This is a genomic window from Flavobacterium difficile (genome assembly GCF_011392115.1).
GTDB classification, from domain to species: Bacteria; Bacteroidota; Bacteroidia; order Flavobacteriales; family Flavobacteriaceae; genus Flavobacterium; species Flavobacterium difficile.
In genome coordinates this window covers 602,687-618,084 of record NZ_JAAJBT010000001.1, presented here as the reverse complement: position 1 = coordinate 618,084, position 15,398 = coordinate 602,687, and the positions used below count along the sequence as shown (strand labels likewise).

Below are 15,398 nucleotides of genomic sequence, written 5' to 3'. Positions count from 1 at the left end.
ATAACAAAAGTTTATTTTAATAAAACATTAACAAAAAGATTTAAAAAAAACGTAATATCTTAGTGAACTAAAAAATTATCCAACTAAACTAACAAAAATGAAATCTATTTTCAAGACGCTTTTACTTTTATGTGCTTTTTCTTTACAAGCGCAAGTAGATTCAAAAGAAGCTTACACCAAAAAAGAAGTTTACATCACTATGCGTGATGGCGTAAAATTATTCACTGCCATTTATACCCCAAAAGACTGTTCAAAAGACAAAAAGTATCCAATTTTAATGCAACGAACTTGTTATAGTGTAGCGCCTTATGGTGAAGAAAACTATAAAAAATCGTTGGGACCGAATACTTTCTTATACAAAGACAAATACATTTTTGTATATCAGGATGTTAGAGGAAGATATATGAGTGAAGGTGTTTTTACCAATATGACACCACAAGTGGAACACAAAACCAAAAAAGATATTGACGAAAGTACTGACACTTATGATACGGTAGATTGGTTGGTAAAAAACATAGCTAATAATAACGGAAAGGTTGGACAATATGGAACTTCTTACCCAGGTTTTTATTCTGCTGTTGGAGCTTTAGCCAATCATCCTGCATTAGTAGCCTCATCGCCACAAGCGCCAATATCTGATTTCTTTTTTGATGATTTTCATCATAATGGTGCTTTTTTAATGGGCTATTTCAAAACGTTTCCAGTATTTGGTGTTCAAAAAACTAAAGCAGAGAACAAAGCATGGTATTCAGATCAAAACATTAAAACTACATCTAGAGACGGTTCTATATTTTATAATGAATTGGGAACTTTAAAAGAAGGTGTAGATAAACATTATAAGAATAATTTTTTCATGCAAGAAATTGTAAATCATCCTAGTTATGATGCCTTTTGGAAATCTAGAAACTTGCTTCCTCATTTAAAAAACATCAAACATGCGGTAATGACAGTTGGTGGCTGGTTCGATGCAGAAGATTTAGCTGGACCTTTGAACATTTACAAAACCATAGAAAAGAACAATCCAAAAGCGAAAAACACTATTGTAATGGGGCCATTTTCACATGGTGGTTGGTCGAGAGAAGCCGGGAAACATTTTCATAATGATATTTATTTTGGAGATAGTATCGCTACGTTTTACCAAAAAAATATGGAATACAAATTCTTCAATCATTATTTAAAAGAAAATTCAAAAAATGCAGTAGCACTTCCTGAAGCTTACATGTTTGATACAGGAAAAAAAGAATGGAAAGAATTTGCAAATTGGCCACCAAAAAACAGTAGCAAATTAAATTTCTATTTGAATACAGACGGAAAAATAACCAATGAAAAAGCAACTTCAACTGGTTATTCTGAATATTACAGTGATCCAAACAAACCCGTTCCAAGTAGTACGAACTTAAGCGACATGAATGGTTTTACTCCTAGAAATTACATGTCGGAAGACCAAAGATTTGCTTTGAACCGACCAGATGTAGTAACTTTTACTACCGAATACTTAACTGAAGATGTTACTTTAGCTGGTGAAATTATGGCAAAATTAAAAATCATGTCTACTTCAACAGATGCCGATTTTATTGTAAAACTTATTGATATCTATCCGATTGATGAGCCACAAAATACTGACAAACCAACTGTTTTATATGCCAATTATCATCAAATGGTACGAAGTGAAATTATGCCTGCTCGATTTAGAAACAGCTTTGAAACGCCAGCTGCATTAACTCCAAATACAGCAACTGAAGTCAATTTCCGTTTACAAGATGTTTTACATACTTTTAAAAAAGGGCATAAAATTCAAATCCAAATTCAAAGTACTTGTTATCCATTATTTGCAGTTAATTCGCAAAAATATTTAGACAATCAATATTTAGCCAATAAAGAAGACTACACCAAAGCTTTCATTAAAATTTTAAATGATAGTTTCATCGAAGTCGAAATCCTAAAATAATTCCAAAAGCTGTCTGAAACGACAGCTTTTTTTATTTAATTACAAAAGATTGCTTCATTCTATGCAATAACCTATTTTTGCAAAACAATTGGCGAAACTTGTTCCGAAAGTCGGAATGGCCACATTGACAAACAGATAAATTGACAAATGAATTACCTTTCAGTAGAAAACATATCAAAATCATACGGAGAACGTGTTCTTTTTAAAGACATTTCTTTCGGAATTAATAAAGATCAAAAAATAGCTTTTATCGCCAAAAATGGTTCGGGAAAAACTACCATTATGAGCATCATCAATGGTTATGATGAGCCGGATACTGGTCAAGTTGTGATTCGAAAAGGAATTAAAATGGCTTTTTTGAGTCAGAATTTTAATTTACAAGACGAATTAACCATTGAAGAAAGCATTTTCGCCTCGGACAATGAAGTTTTACAGGTAATTCGAAACTACGAAAAAGCGTTAGAAAATCCTGAAAATGAAGAAAAATACCAAAAAGCATTTGACGATATGGATCGTTTTAATGCTTGGGATTTCGAAACACAATACAAACAAATTTTATCAAAATTAAAGTTAGACGATTTAAAACTAAAAGTCAATAAACTTTCGGGTGGACAAAAAAAGCGTTTATCGTTAGCCATTATTCTAATTAATCGTCCGGATTTATTAATCTTAGACGAACCAACCAATCACTTAGATTTAGAAATGATTGAATGGTTAGAAGATTATTTCGCTAAAGAAAACATTACTTTATTTATGGTAACGCACGACCGTTTCTTTTTAGAGCGTGTGTGTAACGAAATTATCGAATTAGATAACGGAAAACTTTATCAATACAAAGGAAATTATTCGTATTATTTAGAGAAAAAAGAAGAACGTCAAATTTCTGAAAACGCTACGATAGATAAAGCGCAAAACTTATTCATTAAAGAATTAGCTTGGATGCGACGTCAACCTAAAGCAAGAACAACCAAATCGAAATCTAGACAAGACGATTTTTACCAAATCAAAGCTGTAGCTGAAAGTCGACGTAAGGAAAACGTGGTTGAACTTGAGATTAACATGGAGCGTATGGGAAGCAAGATTATCGAAATGGTAAAATTGAACAAAAGTTTCCCTGATAGAACCATTTTAAAAGACTTTACTTACGCTTTTCAACGTGGCGAACGTATCGGAATTATTGGTAAAAACGGAACTGGGAAATCGACATTCTTAAACATATTAACCAAAACGATAGAACCAGATTCTGGTAAAGTAATTATTGGTGATACGATTAAAATTGGGTATTACACACAAAGTGGAATCAATCCAAAACCTGGTCAGAAAGTCATTGATATTATTAAAGAATACGGAGAATATATTCCGCTTACGAAAGGAAAAATTATTTCTGCTTCGCAATTGCTAGAACGTTTCTTATTTGACGCGAAAAAACAATACGATTTTGTAGAAAAATTAAGTGGTGGCGAATTAAAACGTTTGTATTTGTGTACGGTATTAATTCAAAATCCGAATTTCTTAATTTTGGATGAACCTACCAATGATTTAGATATTGTTACGTTAAATGTGTTAGAAAGTTTTTTGTTAGATTTTCCCGGATGCTTATTAGTTGTGAGTCACGACAGGTATTTTATGGATAAAATTGTAGATCACTTATTTGTATTTAGAGGTCAGGGTGAAATTGAAGATTTCCCAGGAAATTACTCCGATTTTAGAAGTTATGAAGATTCTGCCGAACCAAAAGTTTTAAACAGTGTGAGCACTGATAAAGGAAGTTGGAAAGAAAAAACGGCAAAAGTTGGTTTAACTTTCAACGAACAAAAGGAGTTTACTAAAATTGAAAGAGAAATAAAAGATTTAGAATACCAAAAGAAACAAATTGAGCAAGAATTTGCGGATGGAAAAGTCGCTGATGATAAAATTGAAGCCAAAGCTATAGAATTACAAAAAGTGATTCAAACTTTAGAAGAAAAAGAAGAGCGTTGGTTTGAGTTGTCAAGCAAAATTGAGTAATTATTTGAACCATTAAGGCATTAAGTTACATTCAGATTTCTTAATTTTCTTAATATCTTAATGGTTTTACATGAAAAAAATGCTACATATTTTAAAAACATACATAAACTTTATTTGGAATTCCAAAAACGAACACGGTGTGCATTCGCCATTTGTGTTTGATTTGGTTACGAAATGCTTTTACGACAAAACGAAATATCCAGAATACGAAATTCTTGAAGACTACAGGTACAATCTATTAAAAGAACATCAAATCATTGAAGTCACAGATTTTGGTGCGGGTTCACGCGTTTTTAAATCAAACAAAAGAAAAATATCAGCCATTGCAAAAAATGCTGGGATTTCTCCAAAAAGAGCCGAATTATTATTCAGAATTGTACGTTATTTTCAACCAACCGAAATTTTAGAAATTGGAACGTCTTTAGGATTAGCCACTTCTGCCCTTTCGTTAGGGAATAAAAATGGAAAAATTACAAGTTTAGAAGGTTGTCCAAATACAATGTCAATCGCAAAAAATCAATGTCAATCACATAAATTAAATAATGTTGAATTTATTAACACTGAGTTCTCTTATTTCTTAAAAAACTACCAACCAAAAACTGTAACTGGAAACCACGACTGGAAACTCATCTACTTCGACGGGAACCATTCGAAAAAAGCCACTTTAGCTTATTTCGAAGAATTATTACCCACCATAACCAATACTTCCGTTTGGATTTTTGACGACATTCATTGGAGTTTAGAAATGGAAGAAGCCTGGGAAATCATAAAAAAACATCCAAAAGTGAAAGTTACGATTGATACCTTTCAATGGGGAATCGTATTTTTCAGAGCCGAACAAGAAAAAGAACATTTTATAATCAACCCTTCAAAAGATTGGTCTTCCTACTTTTTAGAAAGAATAAAAATTTAGTTGTAACAAAATCTTCTTTTTGACTACTTATTAGTCGTAGTAATTACTGTAAACTAAAAACTGCGACTGAAAAATATGAAAACTCCAATAATAGACATTAAAGGCATTACACGTGATTTCCAATTAGGAACTGAAACGGTAAACGTATTAAAAGGCATCGATTTACTAATTAATAAAGGGGAATATGTGGCGCTAATGGGACCATCAGGATCTGGAAAATCGACTTTAATGAACATTTTAGGTTGTTTAGACACACCAACTTCTGGAAGTTATATCTTAAACGGAAAGCAAGTTAGTGAAATGCACGACGATGAATTAGCAGAAATTAGAAATAAAGAAATCGGTTTCGTTTTTCAAACCTTCAATTTAATGCCGCGTACTACAGCTTTAGATAACGTGGCTTTACCAATGGTTTACGCAGGTTTTTCAAAATCTGAAAGAGACGAACGTGCTACAGAAGTGTTAACACAAGTGGGTTTAGCAGATAGAATGGACCACAAACCGAATCAACTTTCTGGTGGACAACGCCAACGTGTTGCCGTGGGTAGAGCTTTAGTAAACAAGCCTTCTATCATTTTAGCTGATGAGCCAACAGGAAATTTAGACAGTAAAACTTCAGTTGAAATCATGAAACTTTTTGGAGAAATTCACGCCAACGGAAATACTGTAATTTTAGTTACGCACGAAGAAGATATTGCTGCTCACGCACACAGAATCATACGTTTACGTGATGGAATTATAGAAAACGATTTCAAAAATGAAGAAATTGTAGCGTATTAATTTTTAGAAGCAGACGTTTCGCATTTCAGTTCAACAACTGTCCCGCTTTACGCTATATTCCCGAAAAAAATCGGGAGATGCCACTACAATCGGGGCTAAAATAGACTTTTAAAATTTTTTAACACAAGTACATCTTATGAAAATAAAAATGTCAAAAAAAATGTTAGTCTTTGTATTATTTTGTGGCTATTTAGTTTTTTGCCAATCGTGTATGAAAATGCGAATGTCGCCAAAAAAAACAACGAAATATTTCTCTGAATCAAATACTACTTTTAAAGACATTAGTTATAAAATTTCTGAAATACACCAAATCCATTACATAGAAACAGGCGATTCTACAAAACCGACTCTTTTCTTTTTACATGGCTCACCAGGAAGTTGGGACGCCTATAAAACCTATCTATCTGATTTAGATTTACAAAAAAAATACCGTTTAATTGCCATTGACCGACCAGGTTTTGGCTACAGTAATTTTGGCGAAGCAGAAGATTTAGAAACACAAGCCAACTTAATTTTACCTTTTATCCAATCTAAAAACAACAACCAGCCTATTACTTTAATTGGGCATTCTATGGGCGGACCAGTAGTTGTCAAATTAGCTACAAAAAAACCAGAATTATTTAAAAACTTAGTGATTTTAGCTGGCGCTGTCGATCCAAAAGCTGAAAATCCAGAAAAGTGGCGACCTGTTTTGATGTCGAAACCTATAAAATACTTAATTCCTGGCGCATTCCGACCATCCAATGAAGAGCTTTGGTGGTTGAAAGAAGATTTAAAAATTCTACAACCCGATTTAAATAAAATTACTTCCAATGTAATTATCATTCACGGTACAGAAGATTCTTTAGTGCCCTATTCGAATGTAGCATTTATGGAGAAAGAATTTATAAATGCCCAAAAAATAGAAACCATTCCCATAGAAAAAGCAGACCACTTTATTCCTTGGTCGCACTATGAAATTATTAAAAAAAGATTGATGCGTTTGGAGAATTAACTGAGTTATAAATTTTGAAAGTGTTCATAATCTATTGATTTATTTTACGATTTATTAATTTTTGCGAATTTTCAATTTCATCTTGAATTTTTAATTTTTGCAAATGAAACACAATAATAAAAACTATTAATACTATTGGAGCTCCAAAAATTATAGTTCCCCAATACCCTCTTTCCTCAACTAATTTAATAATTCTTGGCGCTGGTGCAAATGGAACAATAAAATTAGATAGTAAAACAACTATAAATAGTTTAGGAAAAGCTTTTTTATGTTTTATAAGTTTGATTTTCTTTTCTTCAAGTTGCTTTTTTAAATCTTCAATAATCTCTATATTATCCATAGCACTAAAACATTAAACTTCTATACTTCCACCAAAAACCATTTCTGCTGGACCAGTTAAAAATACGTTTTTGTACATATTGTTTTCTATATCGAAACTGATAGTTAATTTTCCACCTAAAACGTTAATATTAACTCGTTTTGCATCAGTTTTAAAAGTCGAATGCATCGCAATTGCTACTCCAGTTGCTCCTGTTCCACAAGATAATGTTTCATCTTCTACACCACGTTCATACGTACGAACTGAAAAAGTGTCAGCATCCATTTGCTCTACAAAATTAATATTACAACCACTTGCATCGTATAAATCTGAGTATCTTAATTTTGCGCCATTAGTTTTAACATCAAAATGTTCTAAATCTTCCACTAATTGCACATGATGCGGCGATCCTGTATAGATAAATTCGTGTGTATCAAAATGCTTCACCACATCAACATCAATCATTTGCAGGGCAATTAATTTGTTTTCAAATTTCGCGTAATGATAACCGTCTGAAGCTTCAAAATGCGCTTCATTTTCTATTACACCTAATTGTTTGGCAAAAGCAACTAAACAACGTCCACCATTGCCACACATGGTACTCGTACTTCCATCGGAATTATAATACACCATGGTAAAATCATACTTTTCGTGATTTTCTAATAAAATTAAACCATCGCCACCAATGCCAAAACGTCGGTCGCACAGAAATTCAATGAGTTTGGTATTATTTTTGGGAAACGTGTTAGAACGATTATCAATCATTACAAAGTCGTTTCCGGTGCCTTGGTATTTGAAAAAATTTATTTGCATAATACAAAGATATTTATTTTTTTGCAGATAATTGCATTAGGGATTGAAGCGGCATCCTCCGATGTACAAAAACAAGGGCTTACCCGTAGCTTTTTGCCAGTTGGAGATATAGTGGAAAGCCCGGCCTGAAAGGAAATGCCCAAATGCTAAAAAGTTGTTAAACATTGTTAATCGTGCGTTAAACGGAATTTTATTATAAAAAAACCTATTTATATTTACATTGTAAACAAATTTAAAAATGAATAAAATGAAAAATTTAGGAAGTCTATTTGTTGTATCATTAATGAGTGGTGCCGTTACTTTGGGTGCCTATAAATTCATTGAAAATCAAAAAAGTGATTCGGATTCATTTATTACTACTTCGCCGAATTATAACAAACTGGTAAATTATAAAGGTGCTGAAAGTGTAGATTTTACAACAGGTGCCGACAAAGCCATACACAGTGTAGTGCACGTGAAAAATGTTTCGGTACGAACAGTATATGATCCGTTTGCGAGTTTTTTCTATGGTCGTGGCGAAAGTCAACAACAAGAACAAATAGGTACAGGTTCGGGTGTAATTGTTTCGGAAGATGGATATATTGTGACAAATAACCACGTAATTCAGGATGCTACAGAATTAGAAGTGACTTTAAATAACAACAAAGCCTATAAAGCCAAATTGATAGGAACAGATAGTAAAATGGACATTGCTTTACTAAAAATCGATGCGGATGAAAAACTACCCTTTATCGTTTTTGGAAATTCTGATGATATAAAAGTTGGTGAATGGGTTTTAGCTGTTGGAAATCCGTATCAATTGAATTCGACGGTTACGGCTGGAATTATTTCAGCGAAAGCTAGAAATTTAGACAAAGCAAGCATTCAATCGTTTATACAAACGGATGCCGCTGTAAATCCAGGAAATAGCGGTGGGGCTTTAGTAAATACGAATGGAGAATTAATTGGAATTAATACGATGATATCTTCTCCAACAGGAAGTTATGCAGGTTACTCTTTTGCAGTTCCTTCCAATATTACCAAAAAAATCATTGAAGATTTAATGAAATTCGGAAACGTACAACGCGGTATTTTAGGTGTTGAAGGTGGCGAATTAAATGCCGAAGTAGCCAAAAAATATGGCATAAAACAAACTGAAGGGTTTTATGTGAATAAAGTCAATAAGAATTCAGGAGCAGAAAAAGTAGGAATTGAAAAAGGCGATATTATTTTAAAGTTAGATGATAAAAAAATTGCATCATCAGCAGAAATGGCTACTGTTATTAATACCAAAAGACCAAATGACATAGTAAAAGTTACTCTTTTAAGAGATGGGAAAAACTTAGCTTTAAATGTACCGTTAACCAAAAAAGAATTAATCGCTTACGAATTTAATGGTATTGAATTTGAAGATATAGATGCGAATGATAAAAAGCGTTTCAATTTAAAATACGGCATAAAAATCAAACAAGTTACTAACGAAGATTATGCAGAATATGCAGATGATTTAAAAGGATCGATTGTAACTCAAGTAGACAATATGCGTGTTACAGATATGGAAAGTGTTTCTGCATATTTAGCTAAAAAAGATGCTACAGAAAAAACACGTTATCAAATTATTGCTAAAAACGGGCAAATGTATCGTATCTTTTTATAAAAAAACACATAAACCACAAGAAATTCGCAAAGCACAAAAAGTTTTGCGAATTTTTTTTTAATTGAATTCGTAAAACGTTCCAAATTCAAATCCAGCTGCATTCAAACCATAATTTGGTTTTTGCAAATTCGCATTAGACGCATGTCTGAACATGAATTTAGCATCAAAAGAAATCTTTTTCCATTTGTAATTATATCCTATAGAAATTACATCACTAAAAGCAAATCCTTTTTTTAATCGCTCAGTATCAGTATCTATATACATAGGTCCGGAATTTAACGTAGCAAAAACTGAAGCCTGTACATTTAAAAACCTTCTGTAAATAATCCCTGCATTTAAAGCGTATTCATTTATAGTTTTCGGCTGCATGTACTTTGCTCGAAGTGCGTCTCCATTTGGAACAGTGTGACTAATAAACCAATAGTTTATCATTTGATGATTGGAACGGTAGTAACTTGGTTCTACTAAAATTTCCCAACTGTGTTTCCTTTTTTTTGACCAATTGAAATGATTAGAAAACTTAAAAATTTGAGTTTCGTAAGTATAATCCCATTCTTGTTTAATCAAATTATTTTGTGAGGCGATTCCAACAACAATTCCTGATCTTAACCATTTAAATTTAGGTAAAATCTCTTGTGCAGAAATCGAAATCGAAAAAAACAAATTAAAAATGATAAAAAAGTAAAATCTCATGAATTATAAAATGGAAGAGTACAAAATAGCAAACAAAAATAAAAAAATTACTCCAATAAAATTTAAAAAACCTCTATCAAAAAAATTTCGAAAGTTATTATTAATTAAATTTTAATTTAATAACGGATTATATGCTTTAATTATAACAAAAAAGAGCAAATAAATTAAATTACTGTTAATAGTGAGTTTTTTAAGAAAATTCAAGCAAAAAAAAGAAAAAAAATTATATACTTTTGCTTTTCATCATAAAAAAAAACCTACAAATTGAATTGTTCTAAACCCAAAATCATGAAAAAAAAAAACCTATTAAAACTAACCTTGTTCGTGTTATTTTTAAATTTTACAACCGCTCAAAATAATTGGCGACAAGTTGAGTTGAAAGAAGTCATTTTAAAGATTGGAAAAGGAACAAAAGAACAGCTTCCTACAAGTTATTCCCTTTATACGTTTAGTTTATCCGATTTAAAAAGCCGATTAGCTGTAGCTCCAAATGAAGATTTTGAAAATCTTAATGCTTCAAACGTTTTAGTCTCATTTCCATTTGAAGACGGGCATTTGGAAGAATTTAAAATGAGAAGAGTTCAGTATTTACATAAAGATTTAAATGCTTTATATCCTGAAATTCAATCTTATATTGGAGTTAGTAAACAAAATCCTCTAAATAAAATACACTTAAGTTTATCAAGTGATAACTTTTATGGTGTAATCACAGGGGAAAAAACCATCTATCTTGATCCGTACAAAAGAGGGACATCTGATTTTGTAATGATATACAATAGAAAGCATTTCAACAAAGCTACAGATGACGATTTTATATGTAATTATGTTGACGAAGAAAACAAAGAAGAAGCAGTTCAATTCGGTACTAAGCAAGTTCAAAGAAATATTATAGACGGACGATACAGAACCTATGAAATTGCAATTGCTTGTACTTCAGACTATTCCGCATATCACGGAAATACTGTAGCTGGAGTTTTAGCCGCAATGAACACAACTATGACACGAGTTAACAGTGTTTTTGAACGCGATATGGGATTAAGATTTCAAATTGTTCCTTCAAACAACAGATTAATTTACATTAACGGATTTAATATAGATGCTACTCCCGATCCTGATCCGTATGATAATTATAGTGGTACACAAATGCTATCTGTAAATACAGGTAATATTTCTGGATTAATTACAGCAGCAGCATATGATATTGGCCATGTATTTAGTACTGGTGGTGGAGGAATTGCAGGAACTGGCCCATGTGGACCTAACAAAGGTTCTGGTGTAACTGGAATTGTAACTCCAGAATTTGATCCTTTTGACATTGATTACGTGGCACACGAAATTGGACATCAGTTTAGCGCTGGTCATACCTATTATAATCCTTGTTTTGGTTCGAAAGTTCCTGATGATTATGAACCTGGAAGTGCCTCAACAATTTTAGGTTATGCCGGAATTTGTGCACCAAACGTTCAAGCTAATAGTGATGGCTATTTTCACGCAAGAAGCATCGCTCAAATGACTACAGCAGTAAATTCGCATACATGCGAAACAGAAACGACATATACAAATGTAGAACCTACAGCTAATGCAGGTTTAGATTATACTATCCCAAGAAGTACGCCTTTTATTTTAAATGGTAATTTATCGACTGATCCAACATCAGGTGATGTTTTAACCTATTGTTGGGAGCAATATGACAATGTTGATGGCGGTGCGCAACCACCTGTTTCAACTAATACAGCTGGTCCAATTTTTAGATCTTTTTTTCCTACCACTAACCCAGAAAGGGTATTTCCAAACATGGAAGCTGTTGTTGCCAATCAAACCCCAACTTGGGAAGTTTTACCATCTGTGGCAAGAACTTTAAATTTTAGGTTAACGGTAAGAGATAATAATGCACAAGTTGGACAAACAAATAGTGATAATGTAGTAATTACCGTAAATTCAACTGGTCCGTTTGTAGTTAATTCTCCTAATTTAGGAACAGAAGTTTGGTATGCTGGAGAAATAAGAAATGTTACTTGGGCTGTAAACTCAACCAATACGTTATCAGCAAATGTAAACATCAAATTATCTCTTGATGGTGGATTTACATATCCTATTACTTTGCTGGCAAACACAGCAAATGATGGAAATCAGACTGTTACAGTTCCTAACAACATAACCAAAAGAGCTAGAATAAAAATTGAAGCTGCAACAAATATCTTTTTTGACATTTCTAATCAAGATTTTGAAATTAAAGCAGGAACATTCGAGTTTATAACTGCAACTACAAATATTCCAGTATGTAAACCAAATAATGGTTCTCTAATTTTTGATTACGCAAAAGCACCTAATTTTAATGAGTTGGTTACTTTTTCAGTAGATAATTTACCTGCTGGAATGAGTGCCGCTTTTTCACCAACATCGCTTTCTGTTAATGGTCAGGTTACCGTAACTTTTTCAGGAGCTGCTTCTGTAGCGGCAGGAAGTTATCCAGTAATTTTAAAAGGTACTTCAACCAATGCAACTGTAACTACACCTCTTACATTAAATGTTTATGAAGATTTTATCGGACAATTAACTTTAAATGCTCCGAGTAATGGTGCTACTAACCAAGCTACTTCAGTAAACTTAAAATGGAATGCACTAGCAAGTGCGGAAGATTATATTGTAGAAATTTCAGAATCACCTTTATTTACTACACTTTCCGAAACTACTACTACATCAAAATTAGAATATCAAACAACAGCTTTAGTTGAGGGAAAAATTTACTTTTGGAGAGTTCGTCCTAAAAACACCTGCCTTTATGGTTCGTATTCTGAAATCTTTTCATTTCAAATTTCTAGAGATTTTTGCAATACTTACACTAATGAATATTTTCAAAATAATGATAATGTATGGAATACAAATTCCAATAATGCTGTAAGTGCAAGAATAGATGTTACTGATAATTTAATTATTAGTAAAGTTAGTTTTTACATGAGAGCTACTCACCCATTATTAACCGATTTAAAAATGCAATTTAGAGCTCCAAATGGTATTTTTGCAGAAATTTATAATAGAGATTGTTCTGGTGCAAATATTAACGTAACTTTTGATGATAATGGTATTCCATTAACTTGTGGAAATGTAGACAACAATGTTATTGCAGGTTTAGAAGGTACTCAGCAACCTGGACAAGCTTTCTCAAGATTTATAGGATCAAATGCACAAGGAACATGGAATTTGTTAGCAACAGATAGAGTATCAAACACTTCTGGTGGAACATTTGATGAATTTAGCATTACCATTTGTGGAAAATTACAAGTGGTAAATAATATCACTTTAGTTAATAATCCCTTAACCGTTAATCAAGGCGCTACACAAAACATAACCACATCGTTGTTAAATGCGGCGCAATCTGGCGCTACAACTGCCCAATTAACTTATACGGTTACTAAGTTACCAACAAACGGTTATTTATTATTAAATGGACAACGTTTATTTATTGGCGATTCATTTACTCAAGCCAACATTAATAGTGCACAACTTGCATACAAACATAATGCATTAAGTTCTGCTTCAGATCAATTCATTGCTACTATTAAAGGTAACAATTTAGCCTTATTAGGAGGTCGAGTTTTCACCATAAATGTTACCCCTCAAACTTGTGCTACATCTACAACTTGGAATGGTACTACTTGGAGCAATGGTAACCCGGATAAAAACAAGAATGTTATTTTTAATGGAAACTTTACAACTTCTGCAAATGTAGAAGCGTGTTCTATTCAAGTCAATGGTTCAGCTGTTTTAACTATTTCTTCTGGAACAAATGTTACTGTAAATAAAGCAGTTTCAATTAATACTTCAGCGAACATTATAGTCCAAAATAATGCCAATTTAATTCAAGTAGAACATCTGAATAATAATGGAATTGCTACAATAAACAGAAATAGCGCACCTATTGTTCGTTTAGATTATACACTTTGGTCGTCGCCAGTTGGAAATCAAAATTTATTGGAGTTTTCTCCACAAACAGTTAGTAACCGTTTTTACACCTATAATCCTTTAACTGGAACGAATGGTGCCTATGAATCGATTGCACCAAGTTCAAACAATTTCATTCCTACAAAAGGATACCTGGTAAGAGCTCCAAACAATTGGTCAAGTTCAGTTTATTCACCATATTTGGGAGTTTTTACGGGAACGATTAATAACTCATATTTTAAACCGGTTATTAAAAAAGGGAATTCGGGTTACAATGCTATCGGAAATCCGTATCCATCTACAATTAGCGCCAACGATTTTATTTTAAAAAATACATTCAATAGAGGTTCTGAAAATCAGACCATTGATGGAACTTTATACTTTTGGACTCATACGCAACAAGCAGTAAATGGTAGTTATCCTTTAAATAATTATGCAACTTATACTTTATTAGGTGGAACAGCCTCTACTGCAGGTGGAGCAACTCCAAACGGAACTATTCAAGTAGGTCAAGGATTTATTGTGAATGCAGTTGTGCCAAGTTATATTTCTTTTTCGAACGAAATGAGATTGGTAAATAATGGAAATCAATTTTATAGAGCATTTAACCCATCAGTAGTTGCTTTTAATTCAGAAGAAAAACACAGAATTTGGTTAAATCTTAAAAATAATTCGGGACAATTTAGTCAAATTTTAATTGGATACATGATTGAAGCAACAAATGGCATGGATTTTGCTATAGACGGATTTGCTTTTGGTAATCAAGGTAGTCATTTATATTCTATTGAGGGTACAAACAAATATGCTGTGCAAGGAAGAAAAATGCCTTTTACTGATGAAGATGTTATTCCAATTGGACTATCAATCGTTGAGCCAAGTATTTATGAAATATCAATTGAAAATTTAGACGGATTGTTTGAAGGAAACCAAAATATTTACTTAAAAGATAAGGAGTTAAATGTCATGCATGATTTAAAAAACGCACCGTATTCGTTTAATGCATCAGTTGAAACTATAGAAAATAGATTTGAAATTGTCTTTAAAAACGAAACGTTATCTAATACTGATGAAAATTTTTCAAATTTAATCATCCATCAATCAGAAAATCACGTATATGTGAATTCATTAAGTGATGAAATTGAGGAAATCGAAGTTTTCGACTTGTTAGGTAGAAGCATAATATCTAAAAAAGATATTCATAAAACTAGTTTAAGTTTTTCTACACAAGGCATTAGAAATCAAGTTTTAGTCATCCGAATTTCAACTAAAAACAAAATGATAAAAAATATAAAAATTATCACAAATTAATTCAAATAAATACAAATTATTATGGTAGCCTTACCCCTTTTAAGA

The 15,398-nt window shown here is 32.3% G+C and carries 10 protein-coding genes; 7 read left to right on the top strand and 3 right to left on the bottom strand.

Annotation, left to right across the window (positions count from 1 at the left end):
- The first annotated feature begins 97 nt into the window (after positions 1 to 97).
- From G4D72_RS02595 to G4D72_RS02575, 5 genes are all read left to right on the top strand, one after another.
- Positions 98 to 1,948: a CocE/NonD family hydrolase gene (locus tag G4D72_RS02595; RefSeq protein WP_166076021.1), complete on the top strand. Its 1,851-nt coding sequence runs from the start codon at positions 98 to 100 to the stop codon at positions 1,946 to 1,948.
- A 147-nt stretch (positions 1,949 to 2,095) separates the two neighbouring features.
- Positions 2,096 to 3,955 carry an ABC-F family ATP-binding cassette domain-containing protein gene (locus G4D72_RS02590; protein WP_166076020.1) on the top strand — a complete coding sequence of 620 codons (1,860 nt, stop codon included), beginning with the start codon at positions 2,096 to 2,098 and terminating at the stop codon, positions 3,953 to 3,955.
- A 79-nt stretch (positions 3,956 to 4,034) separates the two neighbouring features.
- Positions 4,035 to 4,868 (top strand): O-methyltransferase, encoded by an 834-nt coding sequence (locus G4D72_RS02585; RefSeq protein WP_166076101.1) that lies wholly within the window; start codon positions 4,035 to 4,037, stop codon positions 4,866 to 4,868.
- 75 nt (positions 4,869 to 4,943) lie between these two features.
- The gene (locus G4D72_RS02580; RefSeq protein ID WP_207784840.1) at positions 4,944 to 5,648 is read left to right on the top strand and encodes an ABC transporter ATP-binding protein; all 705 of its coding nucleotides are present in this window, start codon (positions 4,944 to 4,946) and stop codon (positions 5,646 to 5,648) included.
- 148 nt (positions 5,649 to 5,796) lie between these two features.
- Positions 5,797 to 6,642 (top strand): alpha/beta fold hydrolase, encoded by an 846-nt coding sequence (locus G4D72_RS02575; RefSeq protein WP_166076019.1) that lies wholly within the window; start codon positions 5,797 to 5,799, stop codon positions 6,640 to 6,642.
- 31 nt (positions 6,643 to 6,673) lie between these two features.
- Here G4D72_RS02575 and G4D72_RS02570 read toward each other — a convergent pair whose 3' ends face one another.
- Both G4D72_RS02570 and dapF read right to left on the bottom strand, forming a co-directional pair.
- Complete coding sequence (locus tag G4D72_RS02570) at positions 6,674 to 6,982, bottom strand: hypothetical protein (RefSeq protein WP_166076018.1); 309 nt, start codon at positions 6,980 to 6,982, stop codon at positions 6,674 to 6,676.
- A gap of 12 nt (positions 6,983 to 6,994) precedes the next feature.
- On the bottom strand, positions 6,995 to 7,774 hold the full coding sequence (dapF, locus tag G4D72_RS02565; protein WP_166076017.1) for a diaminopimelate epimerase: 780 nt from the start codon (positions 7,772 to 7,774) through the stop codon (positions 6,995 to 6,997).
- A gap of 247 nt (positions 7,775 to 8,021) precedes the next feature.
- Between dapF and G4D72_RS02560 the strand changes: the two genes are divergently transcribed.
- Entirely contained in the window at positions 8,022 to 9,410 is a 1,389-nt protein-coding gene (locus G4D72_RS02560; RefSeq protein ID WP_166076099.1) for a Do family serine endopeptidase, read from the top strand.
- Positions 9,411 to 9,467: 57 nt separating this feature from the next.
- Here G4D72_RS02560 and G4D72_RS02555 read toward each other — a convergent pair whose 3' ends face one another.
- On the bottom strand, positions 9,468 to 10,103 hold the full coding sequence (locus G4D72_RS02555) for an acyloxyacyl hydrolase (RefSeq protein WP_166076016.1): 636 nt from the start codon (positions 10,101 to 10,103) through the stop codon (positions 9,468 to 9,470).
- A 288-nt stretch (positions 10,104 to 10,391) separates the two neighbouring features.
- Between G4D72_RS02555 and G4D72_RS02550 the strand changes: the two genes are divergently transcribed.
- Positions 10,392 to 15,353, top strand: a complete 4,962-nt coding sequence (locus tag G4D72_RS02550) for a reprolysin-like metallopeptidase (RefSeq protein WP_166076015.1) — start codon at positions 10,392 to 10,394, stop codon at positions 15,351 to 15,353.
- The last annotated feature ends 45 nt before the right edge of the window (positions 15,354 to 15,398 follow it).